The organism is Rahnella sp. JUb53, assembly GCF_004346065.1.
In the GTDB taxonomy this organism is placed as follows: Bacteria; Pseudomonadota; Gammaproteobacteria; order Enterobacterales; family Enterobacteriaceae; genus Rahnella; species Rahnella variigena.
In genome coordinates, this window is sequence record NZ_SLYT01000004.1 from 152924 (window position 1) to 169373 (window position 16450).

Annotated in this window: 24 protein-coding genes; 5 read left to right on the plus strand and 19 right to left on the minus strand. The window is 48.0% G+C overall.

What is annotated here, in order from left to right; genetic code table 11:
* Positions 1-60: 60 nt before the first annotated feature.
* The 12 genes from EC840_RS11245 to EC840_RS11295 form a co-directional block, all read right to left on the minus strand.
* A complete protein-coding gene (locus EC840_RS11245; RefSeq protein WP_129637974.1) occupies positions 61-690 on the minus strand; it encodes a hypothetical protein in 630 nt (209 codons plus the stop codon).
* An 87-nt stretch (positions 691-777) separates the two neighbouring features.
* Positions 778-1236 carry a phage virion morphogenesis protein gene (locus EC840_RS11250; RefSeq protein WP_132965333.1) on the minus strand — a complete coding sequence of 153 codons (459 nt, stop codon included), beginning with the start codon at positions 1234-1236 and terminating at the stop codon, positions 778-780.
* Positions 1229-1696: a phage tail protein gene (locus tag EC840_RS11255; protein WP_132965335.1), complete on the minus strand. Its 468-nt coding sequence runs from the start codon at positions 1694-1696 to the stop codon at positions 1229-1231. The genes EC840_RS11250 and EC840_RS11255 overlap by 8 nt, the downstream gene beginning before the upstream one ends.
* Complete coding sequence (gene lysC, locus EC840_RS25510) at positions 1659-1904, minus strand: Rz1-like lysis system protein LysC (protein WP_243701054.1); 246 nt, start codon at positions 1902-1904, stop codon at positions 1659-1661. The genes EC840_RS11255 and lysC overlap by 38 nt, the downstream gene beginning before the upstream one ends.
* Entirely contained in the window at positions 1786-2208 is a 423-nt protein-coding gene (gene lysB, locus EC840_RS11260; protein WP_132965337.1) for an Rz-like lysis system protein LysB, read from the minus strand. Before lysB ends, lysC begins: the two co-directional genes overlap by 119 nt.
* On the minus strand, positions 2205-2714 hold the full coding sequence (locus tag EC840_RS11265; protein WP_132965340.1) for a lysozyme: 510 nt from the start codon (positions 2712-2714) through the stop codon (positions 2205-2207). The genes lysB and EC840_RS11265 overlap by 4 nt, the downstream gene beginning before the upstream one ends.
* Positions 2698-2907, minus strand: a complete 210-nt coding sequence (locus tag EC840_RS11270) for a holin (RefSeq protein ID WP_015696635.1) — start codon at positions 2905-2907, stop codon at positions 2698-2700. Before EC840_RS11270 ends, EC840_RS11265 begins: the two co-directional genes overlap by 17 nt.
* A 2-nt stretch (positions 2908-2909) precedes the next feature.
* A complete protein-coding gene (locus tag EC840_RS11275) occupies positions 2910-3113 on the minus strand; it encodes a tail protein X (RefSeq protein ID WP_132965342.1) in 204 nt (67 codons plus the stop codon).
* The gene (locus tag EC840_RS11280; protein ID WP_165929031.1) at positions 3113-3595 is read right to left on the minus strand and encodes a head completion/stabilization protein; all 483 of its coding nucleotides are present in this window, start codon (positions 3593-3595) and stop codon (positions 3113-3115) included. Before EC840_RS11280 ends, EC840_RS11275 begins: the two co-directional genes overlap by 1 nt.
* 106 nt (positions 3596-3701) lie before the next feature.
* Positions 3702-4451 (minus strand): phage terminase small subunit, encoded by a 750-nt coding sequence (gene gpM, locus EC840_RS11285; RefSeq protein WP_132965346.1) that lies wholly within the window; start codon positions 4449-4451, stop codon positions 3702-3704.
* Between the two features lie 3 nt (positions 4452-4454).
* Positions 4455-5555 (minus strand): phage major capsid protein, P2 family, encoded by a 1101-nt coding sequence (locus EC840_RS11290; protein ID WP_132965348.1) that lies wholly within the window; start codon positions 5553-5555, stop codon positions 4455-4457.
* Between the two features lie 43 nt (positions 5556-5598).
* A complete protein-coding gene (locus tag EC840_RS11295; protein WP_132965350.1) occupies positions 5599-6444 on the minus strand; it encodes a GPO family capsid scaffolding protein in 846 nt (281 codons plus the stop codon).
* Positions 6445-6608: 164 nt separating this feature from the next.
* Here EC840_RS11295 and EC840_RS11300 point away from each other — a divergent pair, with 164 nt between their 5' ends.
* The 4 genes from EC840_RS11300 to EC840_RS11320 all read left to right on the plus strand — a co-directional run bounded on the left by EC840_RS11300 (position 6609) and on the right by EC840_RS11320 (position 11551).
* Complete coding sequence (locus EC840_RS11300; protein WP_132965352.1) at positions 6609-8378, plus strand: terminase ATPase subunit family protein; 1770 nt, start codon at positions 6609-6611, stop codon at positions 8376-8378.
* Position 8379: 1 nt separating this feature from the next.
* Complete coding sequence (locus EC840_RS11305) at positions 8380-9393, plus strand: phage portal protein (RefSeq protein ID WP_132965354.1); 1014 nt, start codon at positions 8380-8382, stop codon at positions 9391-9393.
* Positions 9394-10023: 630 nt separating this feature from the next.
* Entirely contained in the window at positions 10024-10947 is a 924-nt protein-coding gene (locus EC840_RS11315; protein WP_132965358.1) for a DUF4747 family protein, read from the plus strand.
* Positions 10948-10951: 4 nt separating this feature from the next.
* On the plus strand, positions 10952-11551 hold the full coding sequence (locus EC840_RS11320; RefSeq protein ID WP_132965360.1) for a hypothetical protein: 600 nt from the start codon (positions 10952-10954) through the stop codon (positions 11549-11551).
* A gap of 35 nt (positions 11552-11586) precedes the next feature.
* On the opposite strand, the gene EC840_RS11325 is transcribed toward EC840_RS11320, so the two are convergent.
* From EC840_RS11325 to EC840_RS11345, 5 genes are read right to left on the minus strand one after another with little or no spacing between them, the layout of a single operon-like run.
* Entirely contained in the window at positions 11587-13857 is a 2271-nt protein-coding gene (locus EC840_RS11325; protein ID WP_132965654.1) for a replication endonuclease, read from the minus strand.
* 7 nt (positions 13858-13864) lie between these two features.
* Positions 13865-14143, minus strand: coding sequence for a DUF5405 family protein (locus EC840_RS11330; RefSeq protein ID WP_132965362.1), 279 nt, complete (start codon positions 14141-14143; stop codon positions 13865-13867).
* A gap of 2 nt (positions 14144-14145) precedes the next feature.
* Positions 14146-14364, minus strand: coding sequence for a TraR/DksA family transcriptional regulator (locus EC840_RS11335; protein ID WP_132965364.1), 219 nt, complete (start codon positions 14362-14364; stop codon positions 14146-14148).
* Complete coding sequence (locus EC840_RS11340) at positions 14364-14606, minus strand: DUF2732 domain-containing protein (RefSeq protein ID WP_037036054.1); 243 nt, start codon at positions 14604-14606, stop codon at positions 14364-14366. Before EC840_RS11340 ends, EC840_RS11335 begins: the two co-directional genes overlap by 1 nt.
* Positions 14607-14665: 59 nt before the next feature.
* Complete coding sequence (locus tag EC840_RS11345; RefSeq protein ID WP_013574791.1) at positions 14666-15166, minus strand: hypothetical protein; 501 nt, start codon at positions 15164-15166, stop codon at positions 14666-14668.
* A gap of 313 nt (positions 15167-15479) precedes the next feature.
* On the opposite strand from EC840_RS11345, the gene EC840_RS11350 reads away from it, so the two are divergent.
* A complete protein-coding gene (locus EC840_RS11350) occupies positions 15480-15752 on the plus strand; it encodes a hypothetical protein (RefSeq protein WP_132965377.1) in 273 nt (90 codons plus the stop codon).
* Here EC840_RS11350 and EC840_RS11355 read toward each other — a convergent pair.
* Positions 15730-15942: a hypothetical protein gene (locus tag EC840_RS11355; protein WP_132965379.1), complete on the minus strand. Its 213-nt coding sequence runs from the start codon at positions 15940-15942 to the stop codon at positions 15730-15732. The two genes, EC840_RS11350 and EC840_RS11355, sit on opposite strands and share 23 nt — an antisense overlap.
* Positions 15943-16006: 64 nt before the next feature.
* The gene (locus tag EC840_RS11360; RefSeq protein WP_132965381.1) at positions 16007-16378 is read right to left on the minus strand and encodes a Cox family DNA-binding protein; all 372 of its coding nucleotides are present in this window, start codon (positions 16376-16378) and stop codon (positions 16007-16009) included.
* Positions 16379-16450: the final 72 nt, after the last annotated feature.

Below are 16450 nucleotides of genomic sequence, written 5' to 3' on the forward strand. Positions count from 1 at the left end.
TACTGGCATTTAACACATTATCAATTAAATCTTAGCTACTCATGGATGCTGCAAAGATATTTATTCTGGAACTTTAATTTTTGCCAATTCTAAATTAATTTTATCGATGGTATTTTTGGTTGGAGAAAGGCTTAAAAAATATAACCCAAGGAACTCGTAGACCACAGAAATCATAAGAAACGCGAGCATTACTATAACACTCTTCCCTTCATAGACAGAAATGAGACCCAAAGCAATGCACATAAAAAAAACAGCACCTAAGATAATAGACATAAATCTGTTAAACATAAATAAAAAACCAAAACGACTTGCTTTAATAAAAAATCGACCATCAACCCTTTCCATATCATTTTGTAGATTGCAAATATCTTTTATATACTGCTTCTTTTCAAGATTATTAAAAATATAAACAAGCTCCTTCCTGTTATTAATTGATGGGATTTTAGTTATATCTCTCATTATCTCATCATTAATACGATATCGAGTGTAGGCTTTATCACTCTCACTCATGTACTCACTATATTTATTTAGATACATTATTTGCTTTACGACTTTCTTAGGCTCTCTAAACTTGTAGCTGAAATAAAACTTTTTCATTGCCGCGGCAAAAGTCATAGACACAACAGCAATAAACGATGTGATCTTTGTCAATGATTCTACATGATCTACCAAATACTTGAATAACTCCATAACTCCCTCTTAAATCCGCAATATTATTTTACCTTAATATATCGCTACAGAGCGTGATTAAAAAGTAACAATGTTAAAAGTTAGCATTTACTTCATCTCATCAACGTAATGTCGAAGGAGCACATCTTCAAAAATCTGTCGGTCAGCAGCATTAAATCCCAGTAGAGGACGGATGTCATACTGCACCGGCTGGCTGTAGCGGTTGGGTTTGTCTTTTAGCCCCTCCTGATGAACTCGCGCAATCCGCTGCACCCTCCCAACAAACTCAACCACTGCCGCATCGGGTGAGCCATTCGCTTTTAGGTATCGCGCCGTGCGCAACTTGGCAAACATCTCACGCTTTACCCTGCCCTTTTTGCCCCTGACAGGCTGACGCTTACGGGCTGCATACGGCGTACCGTCCGGTGCCTTTTGTTGCTTGATGCGCTGCTGCTGGCTGGCTCGCAGCTTTTTAGCTATTTCAGCGGCCATCTTGCGACGGCCAGCGGGGGACAGACTGGCCAGCAATCCGGCGAGCTTATCGTCAAAGGGCTTGAGCTCATTCATCCCATTTACTCACAAGCTCTCCATGCACATACAGCTCGATTGGTCGGTGTACCGGCACCGGCAATGGCGGCTCATCCAGTGGCGTAACAGTGAGCCTGCGGTCAGCTTCTTTGACGATGGTGCGCTCGGTCAGTTGCAGACTCATACGCACGTCTTTGCTGTCGTCGTTATTAATATCCGCTACGTAAGTGAAGCCGCGTTTTTTCCCTTCATCTGTGGTCATGATGTCCGGCTGATGCTCACGCAGCCAAACGTTAACCGGCACAATCAGCAGGTTTAAATCCCCGGTGTAATCCGTGACGACAATATCCAGCGTGTAGCGATTCTCAAAAGATAACGACGTGGCCAGCGTGGCATTAATCGTGCCGCCATCAACAAACATGTGCAGCATGTCCGGGTTATGGCGCAGCAACGGAACAGACTTAAAGATCGCGTTTTTCAGACTGGCGGGCTTCAACATCGTGGGACTCCTGACACTGTTTAACGGTCTCGACTTGCAGCGCACAGTTCACCAGCGCGCTTTCCAGTTGGCGATTGTCTTCGCTTAAATCACCGTTGGTTTTCGGGTTGCTTTCCGGTATCGGACAACTGCTGACTTTCGGACAGCCAACGTAAATAATCGCCGGGTTTGTCGAACGCGGGGCGGGTGTGCAGCCGGATAATGTCATCAGGCAAAGGAGACTGAAACCAGCCGCGCAGTGCTTCATTTTCATTGAGTAACCTCGTGATCGTCTGATTCCGACGCGCGGCCAGCGAACCCGCCGCATTAACCTGCTGACGGAGCACAAGCAGCGCGCGCTCATTACGCTGACCGCTGGCTTTCAGTTCACTGATAACCAGCGCGTTGGCTTCCAATGTCGTTTTTAATTGCTGAACGTGCTGATTGGCCGCTGCCACTTTCTGATTTGCTCCCCGCCACGCTAAGAGCGCACCCGCGAGGGTCAGCACTAACACCGTGATGATGTATTTCATGGCACCCCCTTCATGCAGTGTTTCAGCTCAACCGCCCGGCGGTTGTTGAGTCCCTTATTCCACACGCCATTGACGTACACCCAGCGGGGAAGCTGCTGGCAGGCTTGTGACCATTCACCGTGCCTGATGAAATTGGCCAGCCTGGAATTACACGCTGCCCCCGTGCCGATGTTAAACGCCAGACTGATCACGGCGTCATACACCGGCTGCGGCATGGTCACCGGCATACATTTATCCACGGCGCGCTCCGTCATGATGATGTCAGCAATCAGATTACGGGCGGCGTCCTGCTCCGTAATGTTCTGCGCGGGCTTCACCCCCGCAGTGTGGCCAATGCCAGATGTCCAGACTCCGGCGCTGCACTGGTACGGATTCAGGCGACATCCTTCGAGGTTGGCAATAATGGCCAGACCCTCAGCGGAGGTTTTGACAAGCCGGTAATCAGGCATCAGCGCGGCCAGTGCCAGCACGATGGCCACACTGCAACGTTTAACGATTGAGCTCATCGAAAACCCTCTGACTCAGGCCGTTACGCTCCAGCAATTTGTAGCTTTTGCGCCGGTAGTACCAGTTAACGAAAAACGTACCCACGGCCACCGCAGCCCCCACCAGAAAGGCAAAATCCTGCGGCGTCAGCGCGCCGATAAAAGCCAGCAATGCCGCGAGCCCATAGGCAAACATTGAAGAAATTTTTTCCATCGTCAGTCCCATAGCTGGACGGTTTCAGAAGTGGGGGCGGTGTCAACGTCTGGCAAAATCACAGTGGTGCCGTGCGGCAGGACTTCGCCTAATTCAGCCAGACCGGGATTCGCGGTAAGTACCGTCTCAACGACGCCCGCAGTTCGCCCGTAGTAGCGAAAACACAGAGCGTCGAGCGTGTCGCCCTGCTGTGCGATAACTTTCATCAGAGCTGGCTCACCATGCCGCGCGCCTGCCCCTGTAACCGGGATAAATGCCAGCGCATGTCACGCCACTGGTCATCCACCGACACCTCCAGCGCATCGGCCTTTTTGTCACCCTTCGCGCTGGCGTCATAGCTGCGGTAACGCTCATAAATCACGGCGGTGGTCATCGCACAGACCGCGCTTAGGTAGTGGAAACACTTCACGCTTTCCCCGTCGAGCGCTTCAGCAGGCACATCCGCCAGCGTTTTAAATCCCGCCTCGATCTGCGCCTCCCGGAAAAGATAAAGCTCGGCGTTGACCTCAGCCATTGCGGACTTAATCGCGGCGCGCAGTCTTTCATCCGTCACGACGTGACCAAGGCGGATACGTTCGCTCACCAGTTTTGGGTCAACGTCCGGGAAAAAGAACGTATTGGTGATAACGGGAATGACCACCTGCTCAGGGGGGATCACTACGGTGGAGCTCGCCGCTGCTGCGGTCATGACAATATCCATGTTCAAACCTCAAATAGGTGGACGGTGGACGCAGGCGTCAGACTAGGTAAAACCTGCATCGGCCTGCGTGCCGTCCGGCGCGGGGCGCTTTCTGTTAACAACTGGCGGGCTTTGCCTTACGCGGGCGACCACGCTTAGCAGGGGCGGCTTTAGGGTTAGTTTTGCGCTGGGCGGTGTCAGGCTTCGCAGTCACCGCCACTGACCGCAGCGCCCTCTCCAGTTGCTCTATGTCTTTTTTCACACCGGCGACGTTATCAAGCTGCATCGCGCGCTTTAGCTGAGTAAGCGCCTGTTCGGACTGTCCGTTGTCACGCAGTACCAGACCGGTAATTTTGTGCAGTTTGGCACGTACAGGATCCGGCATGTCGTGCGGGAGGGTCATATCAATCACGGTCAGCAGGTCATCAACGCTGACGGATTCCCCGGCACTGCGGGCACGCATCGCGGCCAGCGCAACATCTTCGGCAAATAAATACGGCGTCGGGCGCTTGTTATTCGGCACATTGAGGCCATGTTTTAGCGCATAGCGCGCCATATCGAACGTGCCGCGAATGTCCCCGGCATCGAGTGACCACTGCAACATCGTCATCAGGACGTCATCCTGATTTCCGGCATCGCTGGCCAGCACACCGGCAATCCACGGCGCATAGGCTGGCAACATGTCGCGCTTGCGTCGGGCTTTGTCTTCAACGGAATAAATGGATTTGAGTATCTGGCGGTCTCCGCGCAGCTTCATCAGCATCTGACCGTATGGCAGTGCCGAACGCAGCGGATCACTGACCCGCTGCGATGAGGCTTTTTCAGCAGAGACCCGCATCATGTGACGCTGTGCGGGACTCAGCATGGGTTATGCCTCGGTTTCAGGTTGGGTTTCGGTCGCCTGTGATGAAGCCGGTTCGGTTTTTTCAGGGGTAAAATCGCCGAGCTCAATGTTTTCAATCATCGCCGCGCAGCCATAATCTTCGACCACAAAGTCAATTTTCAGGGACTCGTAATTTTCGATGCGGTCACGGCGCGCTACTTCTTCGATATGGCGACGGTGTGAGCTGTCCATGATGTAGATAGACAGGTTATCCAGACGGGTGATCAGCAGAGCATTGTCCGGGAAGTAAGGCACACGCACCGCAGGCAAATTACCGATGCGTTTCTGGCTGACGATAATGTCACCGGCCAGTTTTTCGCTGTTTTCCTGCGACTTGTTAATCAGCGGGAAATACTTATCGGAAAGCATTTTGCGGCCGCAAATCACTACCAGTCCGGGGTCTTCTGAATGCCACGCGTCCAGCAGAAAATCGGTGGCGTTCATGACCGCAGCGTCGATATTTTCGAAATCGCCCTTCACACCGATGCGCACGGTGTCGGAAACCACCGCGCCGGTGTCGTCAGTGATTTTATCCATCACTCGCTCGGCCGCATCGTTACGCAGCTTTTGCAGCCAGCCGACAGCCACGTCCTGCAACATCTGGAACTTGCTGCGGTCAGACGTTTCCGCGCGGCTTACGCCGTTGAAACCGGCCATGATGTAATCCAGCGCCTGACGTTTAGCGATTGCATCGCGCAGACGTGTCTGGAAGTCCTGATAACGCGCCCACAAATCGAGGGTGTTGTAACGGATATGGAAATCGAAATTGACCTGCTCACACTTATATTTGCGTGAAGCCAGCGCCTGAAAATCTGCGGTTTTACGCTCGCTGCCGCCGTCGGTATCCGTGGTACTGGCAATAGAGCCGGTCACGCCAAGGCCGATTTTTTCACCTTCTTGTTCATCCACCGGCACCATGTTGATGCGGCTCAGAAATTCTGAGGACTCCTGCACGGTGGTGATAAGGGTCTGCGTTACTGAAGGTTCAACGCTGAATTTTTTACTTAAATCCTCCACATCGACGCCGTTCAGCTCGGCCAGACGGGACAGGTAGGCATTAAATTTAAAACGGGTGTTCTTACGCATGTTTCTCTCACTGTTTATCAGGAATAAAGGGGAACGCCGCCGGTTAGCAGTTCGTCAAAAAGGTGCTTTCACCGTTGCCACCCGGAGAGATCGGACGTTTCGGTTGTTTGAAACTTTCGGTGCTGTCGAGGGAGGTTTTTAATGAGGTAAGCGCCGCATCGCTGGTTTTTACCTGCCCTTTCAGCGAGGTAATTTCCTGCTCCAGTTCAGAGAAGCGTTTTGCGGTGGTTTCACCGGCGGTTTGTAATTCCTCGGCCACGACAGTGATCGCGCCCTGCACGTCAGAAAAACGTGCGTCATCGCTGGTCTGTTTGGTGCTGAACATCCCTTTGATCTTTTCCGTCAGGCTGGTAAGCAGGTTGTCGGGCAGGTCTTCGAAATCCAGCTCGGCAATGGTGGCCACGGAGAACAAATCATCCGGTTGGTCTTTCTTACCGGCGAACGGGTTGACCTTAGCGCGGGCGCTGAATTCGAGCATCTCCGTTCCAAGGCTGGCGGGGTCATCAGTCACGGCCAGACCGACCAGATAGGCTTTACCGGTGTTGGCGAAATTCGGGCGAATTTCCATGGAGGTATAAATTTTCTGCCCCGCTTTGACCATTGCGGCCAGCTCGTCAGTCGGGGTGATTTTGGCAAACAGCGCCCACTTACCTTTCAGAGCTGAATCATCATCAATTTTCTCGCCTTTCAGTTCTACGACATCACCGAGGCGCTTAAAGTCACCGCTGGGTAATAAGCCTCTGATGTGCTCCAGATTGATGCGGCAACCGTAGACGCGCGGATCAAACGCTGCGGCCATTTGCTGAATGTCGCTTGCCTCAATATTGCGGCCGTCGCAGGTATCACCCTCAACGCCGATTCGAAACCATTTCGATACTTTCTTTGCCATTGTTCAGATGTCCTGAGTGGGAGTTAGGTTCGGGGCTAGTTTCCCGACCTGACGCCTGAACGGCCAGCGGTGGCCGTCTGACGATCCATTACACAACAGGGGGTTAATGCGAGGGTGTGAGCGGTTGCGTAGCGTGACGCATATCCATTCAGCGGAGCGACACAATGACCGAGAACAACGCAGGATTAATCAGCGACCCGCGCAGACAGGCGGCACTGCTTTACTGGCAGGGTTTTTCCGTCACGCAAATAGCGGAAATGCTCAGTCTGAAAAAACCCACAGTGCAGAGCTGGAAACAGCGCGAAAAATGGGATGCCGTCGCCCCGATTTCGCGCATTGAAACCAGCATCGAGGCGCGGGTCATTCAACTGGTGATGAAGAGTAAAAAAGAGGGGCAGGATTTTAAAGAAATCGACCTGCTAGGCCGACAGATTGAGCGCCTCGCAAGGGTTAACCGCTACATGACCACCGGCAGCGAAGCAGATTTAAATCCGAACGTGGCGAACCGCAACAAAGGGGAGCGAAAAAAGGCGGAGAAAAATGTTTTCACGGATGACGCTATCGCCAAACTCAGTGACATTTTTCTCGATGAGGCGTTTGAGTATCAGCGCGGCTGGCATCAGGCGGGTTTACAGCACCGCATCCGCAATATTCTCAAATCTCGCCAGATTGGCGCGACCTTCTTTTTTGCCCGCGAGGCGCTGCTTGATGCGCTGACCACCGGACGTAATCAGATATTTATCTCGGCCAGTAAATCACAGGCGCACGTCTTTAAAAATTACATCATCGACTTTGCCCGTCAGGTTGACGTAGACCTCAAAGGCGACCCGATGCAGCTTTCAAACGGAGCGCGCCTGTTCTTTCTCGGAACAAATATCCGTACAGCTCAGAGCTACACCGGCAATCTCTATCTGGATGAATATTTCTGGATCCCCAAATTTCAGGAGCTGCGCAAAGTGGCCTCCGGGATGTCACTGCATAAAAAATGGCGTACCACCTATTTCTCCACGCCGTCGAGCCTAGCCCACAGCGCCTATCCGTTCTGGTCGGGGGAGCTCTTTAACAAAGGTCAGCGCGATAAAAGTAAGCGTATTCAGCTTGACCTCAGCCACAGTCATTTAGCCGCAGGGGTTAAATGTGACGACGGCCAGTGGCGGCAGATTGTCACCATAGATGATGCGCTGGCCGGTGGCTGCGATCTGTTCGACCTCGACCAGCTTTGTCTGGAATATGCCCCGTCGGAATATCAGAACCTGCTGATGTGCGAATTTGTCGATGATAAAGCGTCGGTATTTCCGTTCGAATCGTTGCAGGGCTGCATGGTGGACAGTCTCGAAGAGTGGCCAGACTTTAATCCCTACGTATTTCACCCGTTCGATGACAATCCGGTGTGGATTGGTTACGACCCGTCGGAAGCGAACGGCGGCGACAGTGCCGGGTGTGTGGTCATTGCTCCACCCGATCAGCCGGGCGGCATTTTCCGCATTCTGGAACGTCACCAGTGGCAGGGTATGGATTTTGATGCGCAGGCCAAAGCCATCGAAGCACTGACAGAAAAATATAACGTTGAATACATCGGTATCGATGCCACCACCGTCGGTCAGGGCGTTTATCAGCTCGTCAGGCAGTTTTACCCGGCGGCGCGTGAAATCAAATACACGCCGGAAGTGAAGACGGAAATGGTGCTGAAAGCGAAAAACACCATCCATCGCGGCTGTCTGCAATACGACGCTGGCCACACTGATATCACGGCGTCATTCATGGCCATTCAGAAAACAATGACGGCCAGCGGGGCGAAATCAACCTACCGCGCGAGCCGCAGTGAAGAAGCCAGCCACGCCGACGTCGCGTGGGCAACGATGCACGTTTTGATTAACGAGCCGCTGACCGCCGCCTCCGGCAAACAAATAAAATCCACCTTGGTGATGTTCTGATATGACCCGTAAAAAAAACCGCATCAATAAAAAACTGACGCCGCAATCCGACGCCCAGAAAAGTGAGATTTTCCGCTTTGACGAACCGGCCACGGTGATGGATCGCCGCGATATTCTTAATTATCTGGAATGCCTCAGCAACGGGAAATGGTACGAACCGCCGGTCACTTTCTCGGGGCTGGCTAAAAGCTTCCGCGCCGCCGTTCACCACAGCTCGCCGATGTATGTTAAGCGTAATATTCTGGCGAGTACGTTCATCCCTCATCCACTGCTTTCTCAGCAGCAATTCAGCCGCTACGCGCTGGACTACATTGTTTTTGGTAACGCGTTCATCGAAAAACGCCTGAGCGTGACCGGCCAGCTTCTCAAACTGGAGGCATCACCGGCCAAGTACACGCGCCGAGGTGTTGAGGACGGTGTTTACTGGTTCGTGGAGAATTACATAACCCCTCATGCCTTTGGTCAGGGGGGCGTATTTCATTTGCAAGAGCCGGACATTAATCAGGAACTGTACGGCCTGCCGGAATACCTCAGCGCATTAAATAGCGCATGGCTGAATGAGTCAGCAACGCTTTACCGTCGAAAGTATTTCCTCAACGGTGCGCACGCGGGCTATGTCATGTATGTGACGGACCCGGCGCAAAACTCGCAGGACGTGACCGCACTGCGCGACATGATGACGAAATCGAAGGGTTCGGGTAATTTTAAAAATATTTTCTACCACGCACCCGGCGGAAAATCGGATGCGATCAAAATCATTCCCCTCAGCGAAGTGGCGACCAAAGATGATTTCTTTAACATCAAGAACGCGACGCGTGATGACCTGCTCAGCGCGCACCGGGTACCTCCGCAGATGATGGGCATTATCCCGAACAACACCGGCGGGTTTGGTGACGTTGAGAAAGCAGCAAAAGTATTTGTGCGTAATGAGTTGGTTCCTTTGCAGGAGCGCATGAAGGAGTTAAACGAGTGGGTAGGAAAAGAGGTGGTCAGGTTTACTGATTATGAACTTTAAAACCAACCACTGATAAACTGAACATAACCGCCGGGACAATGGCGGTTTTTTATGCCCGATTCAAGGCCATGAGCGCCGCGATACGGAGCGAACACACCGAACCGCCCCAAGACCTGACCCAATCCATAGAACACCGCCACGGCGAGCTCACGCGCGAGAATAAATAGAAAAATGCGGGTTTGCGCGCAATGCTATCCCCGCCACGCCTGTCCGCTTTATGTGTCGCTTTTAATGCAGTTGCCTGAGATGATGAAAGCCACACCAACGCAGGTGTAGTATAGGATTAATACATGTATTTAATCAGGTGCAAATGCATGCAGCATGAATGCAGTAAGGCTCGAGCGGAGTTATCCTTTTTCATTCAAAATCAGATGCTTTGAGCGCATGCATAAGTACATCAGTCACACAATCACTATTTGCAAGCATTGAAGCAACTTAACTACTTGATTAGATGAATTTAATATGCTTTATTTATTCATCTGATAGACCGCATATCGATTAAGGATGATGTTATCGCATGGAATTTTACAAAACTACCACTTGTAAACTATTCGCTGCAACAAAATAATATCGTTAAAATCTCAACCTAAAAAAACATTATATTTAATAGAATTTAAGAAGGAATTTTTTATGGCTGTTTTCATATTTTACAATATTCAGTTACTACCAAATGATGATTCCGCTGAGGTTGGTGTTCAAGGTTATAAAAAATTATTCACGCTACTAAGGGATAAAAATAAAAATAAAGTTAGAGAAAAAAGACATCTTGATTACCATTTCAATTTAAATAAAAACTCTTATATTGGCCCATATAATTTTTTTTCTGAAACTGGCGCAATAAATGGTAATTTCGTTAGATACTCTGATACCGATAATGTTAGTGAGCTTTTAACTGATAAAGCCATTTTCGACCACGAGAGCAAGCCAAATATAGTTGTCGTTGGAAAAAAGAAATTTCCATTTATATTTGATGCTAAGAAGCATATTTTGGGCATTGAAAAAAATGCAGCTCCCGCTGAAGACTTTATTAAATTAGAGGAAATATTAATGTATTTCCTGAAAGATATTAGTGATGAGCATTTTCCAGAGTATACCCTAACCGTGAATTTGATGTCTTCCCCTAATGAATTAGAAAGGATTCTAGATAACGCTATTTATTACAAATCAGTAGAAGTTAACCTCATAGCACCGAATGGTGAGGATGCTGAGGATATCTTAGATGAGATGCGCACAAGCAAAATGCAAAGATTGCTTATAAAAGGTAGCAGCGGTGGTGCCAATATGAGCAGCCTTCCCGATTTTATAAAAAACATTTTGCCATCAGCACAAACTCATGGAAAAATAAAGCTCAGATATGTTACCAAAATTCCAAATTCTACTAACAATGAGACTAAAATCTCCTCATATGACTCAGAGAAATCGCCCTTAACCTTTACACTAAGAACTTCAAAAAGCGATTCTGATGAACGTAATTTCTTGAGGCGTTGCTTAAGAAGGGCTGTTGCATTCTTAGAAAGAAAAGAATCTGAACAAGTTTCCCATGATGAGGACTGAAAAAATGTTTAATTTTTTCAAAAGAATACCAATACTGGGAACTATTGTATATATAACCAATAGTTATATATACAATGGAGACATTAATTCAAATAAAAAATTTGCGCCTATAAAATTATGGATTAAAAAACTAACCTTAAAATTCCTACTATGCTCTCTTTTGACCATGCTGGTTTTCAAAGATTTTATTTATAACATCTATATTAATCACACGTTAAATTATTCTTTATTACTGCCTTTATCACTTAACCCAGGAGATAAAATAACCGCAACATTCCCATCATTAATTGGTTTTGGTATAGGTGTTTATGCTTTACTTTTCGCCCTTGATAAATCTGTAGTAGGAGAGGTTCAAAAAGCAATATCAAATTCAACAAAGACATCTGGTAGTGTATTAATGTTAAGTTCAGACCTTGCTTATCCATTAATTATATTAATAATTACACTTGGTATTGGTATATTACAGACTGTTTTTTCCAAATCACTCTATTTGTGTGCTATATCATGGTTCATGCTCTGGTACAGTTTTGTAGTCATAATCGAAATGATTGGGGTTTTATTTGGTTTAACTAACAATAGTTTACTTGATAAGCTTGATGATTAGGCTTTAAATCACTGTTTTAATCGAGTGATTAAATCTCACCATTTATCTTCGGTGCGATATATGAATTTTTTACCGTTATACTCAACAGTCGCTCCTCTGGCAAGAGCAACAACCTCCCAATTTTGGGGGGTAATGCCATTTATTAATAAATCATGTTTTATATTTAACATTTTTTTCCGTTCCTGCTGTGTTAATCGTGCTGAAGGTGCAAGCATATACGATTTTGACGAATCAAAACTCTGCTGATGATTATGAACTGCCGGTAATTGCCGTCTTGCAGCGTCTCCCAGCACCCTAGCAACATCAGGCTCATCCCATCTAACATTCCCACTCTCAACTAATTTCATCACTGCAGTGGCGTACTCAGAAGGTGTCGGAGACAATCCCTGTCGGAGTCCTTTCTGTACCTCCCCACAGTTATTGACAGGACTCCGAGGCGCGCCGGAGGCGCTTATTAAATTCAAAGGATGAACGGCAACTTCAACAGACTTGGCGACAATGCGCCATTTTGTTGTGCGTGTTTCGTGGATGAGGTCAGTGCCAAGATGAGGGGCATAAACGCCGATGATTTTCTGGATCTCTTCGTCGTACTCGTTTAATTCATCAATCACTTGGCGGGCGGTTCTTACCGTTTGCTCGTCGCGAGGGACATTCGCCCCACCCTGCGCAGAAATATATGCGGCGAAGTCGCCACCGTCGGCTGCTGCTCTTGTAGCTTCGACAATATCGTCAAACTCGCTTGCGATACTCACGCCACGCGGCAACCTGCGCAGCTCACGATAGGCTCCCATTGTTGGTACACCGATTGATTTAAATTGCGGGATGCGCCACGTAGAAGCCCATGCAGTAACGGCTGCGGCAGTCTCTGACAATGATCGGCCAGTCTCATGGTCTATCTCACCTTCCAGAGCATAACCATCAATATTCTTGGCTATGTATTTAGCGATATAGCCTGCTGCCCCGCCTTTATTTAAATGCTTACACTCAAAACGCTGAGCTTGTGCCCCTCGTTCATCTCCATCTTCTTGGAGTGCATAGCGGCGCATGATGTCAACGGCAGGCTGACGGTGAGCTTTATCGCAAAACAGCATCATATGCCAGTGAGGTGTAGCGTCGTGGTGAGGCTCAACTACGCGCATTCCGTAAACCTTGATGCCGTTGTCTTTGAATGCTGTCCGCATCTTGCCCCAGATTTTCACCAGATAGCGCTGGCCATCCTTTGGTGAAAATGCCTCTTCATCCCACTTATGATTGAAATTAACGCGTCGATCAGTCTTTTTTCCGACAATGCGTGTTGGATGGTATTTTGACGGAGTGGTTATCGTGAGGAACATGCCGACATGACCAACTTCTGAGGCATATTTTTCAATACCTGCAATAGTGCTCATCAACTCCATACGACGGATTTCAGGGTTAGAAATACTCCCCATAACCTTATCGATGAGATCTATACGTTCCCCAGTTTCGATGTTTTCTAAATCGCAGGATTTCAGATATTCCATGTTTGCTAAGCGGCGTGCCCGAACATCCCGAATAGCCTGTTTGCTGGCATAGCCAGACTTTTGCAGACTAACCTCGCCAACAGCAATCAGGAGAGATTCGCGCCACTGCGTGCGCTGCGCTTTTAATTGTCGAATCCACCACTCATCATTTACCAATCGCGCGATGCTGGAAAACGCTGAGCGCATATCCAGTTTGCGTTTACAGTATTTTTGCCAGTGCATTGGAGTGATATTAAAAACGCGGGCAGCACCAGCAACCTCACCATAGATTTTTTGCTGTGCGCTGTCGGTGAATAGCTTGGCTTGTACTCCGTTGTGCTGACTAAGAAGCTGATCGCTCTGCTCTTCATATTCTGTGAACAGCCGCGATGTGATTTGCATAGCGAGACGTTTCAGCGCTTTATCATTCATTCCAGCTAACTGGCGATAACTCTCAGCCTCATCAGTAAAAATTTCATTAGCTCTGCCACTTAAGGCCAACGCATATTTAGCCTGTACAACCTCGATACGTGGCCAAATTCTTGGCATAAAAACATTGATGAGGTAACGATGTGCAGCCAGCCCCCCTGAGCTTTCTTTAAGGTATTCATACCGGCCAGAGAAAATGCCACTGAGAAAAAATGGCAACGCTTGAATTTTGCGTAAGGCATCTTGCCCCTGATCGAATTCATCACGGGTAAGAGGTCTTTCTTTTGAGATTGCAGGACGGGGAGCGTTCCAAGGGTATGCGCCGACAAAAGGAACCTTGTCGGCTTTTATTAGTTTAGGTGGTGGCGAGGGCGCGATACGCCCTCTCGCATTCATCAGCACATTATTTACCGGACTGCGTCACGTTAAAAGCAACCCGGCAAAGATCTCCAATACTCGCTATCTCATCGGCCAGTTCCGCGAGGGTACGGACATCAGAATCTCTGATATGAAAGTGCAGTAATCCTTTCACCAACTGGTCAATCTTTGCGTAGTAAGCCGTGGCTTCTAAATATTCCTGCCCTTTCTTATCTCCAGAAAGAACAGTTTTCTTTTTGTTGAGAATGAACTGGTAGCAGTCGCTCGTCACAACCCAATTGTCACCTACAGAAATTCGAATCATGCTTAGCTCCTGAAATGTTTTTTCTGTTGTTCGGTGATTTCTTGGCATGGCACACAACGCACGACACCGGGAAATGCAGCACGACGAGCCAAAGAGATTGGCTGGTCACAGTCTTCACAGACTGAGGCCGATACCCCATTGCTATGAATACGATGTGCAGCTACCTGATGAGTCAAAATTTCGAGATTTCTTTCCTGCACGGAATCCATTAAATCTGGCATTACATCACCCCTTTATTTTCTAAACCTTCGTTGTGAAAACGAATGGATTCTTGTCCAAGTAATTCAAGGATTTGAACCCTGTCTAATTGCTCTTGAATCGCGTGACTAATTAGCGAATCCAGATGCGAAGAAAAGGTGATTGCTGCATCAGCCTTAGCCTGATTTCGTGCCTGATTTAACATCCAATTCGTTGCTTCGCTGTCTGCTTTATTTCTCATTTCTTGACCAACTGTTAAGCTCATCTCTGGCTCCAGACAAAGGGATCCCCTACGCAATCAAGCGCAGAATTAAAAATGGTTAATTAGTGGAGGTAAGTTTCGGGGCGAACCGACGTTAATACAGTCGGCGCATTTTCGAACAGGCTAAATAATTCCCGTAGTGCCCGGAATAAAGCCTCTCTCCATGAGCAGGTTTCGTCATCGATTCGCCAATATGGCTGGCTGAATTCTTCTTCCGTTAATCCTGCATGAAAATATAAAGTGCGGCGTTCGCTAATATTTAAACGTCCGATAAAACATGACTTGGTGATCCTGAAACTGCGGTACTTTGCAAAAGCAGCCCGGAGCTCATCAATTGCACAGACAATACGTTCACGATCGCAATCGTTCATTTCCTGCAACTTCATTACGGAATGGCGTTGTCTTAACTGAGCATGAAAACAGATGGTCAGACGTTCACGTTCGCTCATCTTGTTATAGAAATCACAAGAGGTTTGCCAGCGAGCGGGCGCAAGGCGTTCCCCAACAGCAGCGCGAAGCCCGGCAGGCTGATTCATTACAATGGCCGCAGTGATTACTGTCATTTTCTCCCCCATGATAAAAACCGTTTTACCGCTACCGTGCGCATAGAACGGCGTGAACAGATAATGATTCCTTTGCGGCCTTTCCCATGTGTAATTGAATCGTTTATAGAACGCTCAATTTGGTGCTTCCAAAGTAACGATGATAACGAGATCGGGTGTTGCATCACTCTTTCCTTATTCAAAATTGCCTATTCGATGACAACCATCCATTAGAGGACTGCGAATAAAACAGAAAATTTTATCCATAACTCGCGCAAGGTCTTGTGATAGGATTGGTCAGCTAAAACAATCACCTATCAATGAAGGAGCACATATGGATATCCAAAAACTTGAAACTTTCTTTGAGCAAGCTAAAAGCTCGCGCCTCAAGCATTCAACTGGTGACCGGCTAATAGCACTTGAAGTTATGGTTTGTGCAATTGGAGCCTCGCTTGAAGGCAATAGCAGAGAGCAATTCTTGAACACAATGAATACCTTCTCTGAAAATTGGGATCCAATGAAAGATACAACTATCAAAGCAATTGCAGACTTAAATGTTTTGAGTTCAGATTTCGTGACCATATTTAATCAATCTGCAAATAAGTAACAAAAGCTTCTACAGCTCTTTTTAATTCAGCCTCTCTTTCGGGGCTGTTCCTCCCCCAGCACTCAACTCTGTAATAAACATTCCCATCGTGAGCGCCATTGTAGTAATGCTTGGCCACGTGAAAGTTTTGTTCTTTGAAAGCACTATCAATTGGTTCACTAACTTTAATTTCCAAAAATTTGTGTTTCATTTCTATATCCCTTTCATAAATGATGAATAAATGACTCAGATGCTAAATCTACTATTACTCAGCTCTATGCTGCGCTGCCGCGTCCACGGCAAGGCTTACTCGCACTAATACGGTCTTTCCACCCGTGCCATTCTGCCGGTGCATCTTCAACAAGCTGATCAGCAAACTTGTCCCACTCTTTACGGCTAATCCATAACTCTGCATGTCCTCCGGGCTTTAGTGGATCAGCCATGTAAAAAGCTGGGAGTTTTCCAGCCTTGGCCATGGCTACAATCGCGGCTGGGGTTTTACCCACGTAAAGCGCAAAACCCTCCTTTGAAAGTAGGTTGCCGGGCTTTTCCGACAAACTGACTGGTTTGCGTTTAACGATACCGCCGCTTTCCCCTAAAAGTTCGTCATCATTCGACTGGTCTGATGTTTTAGCTTTCGTATTCATTTGGTATTCTCCTATTTCCTTTCCGATCTGACACCATTTAGACCTATCTAATGTCTTATCGGGTATCTCAAT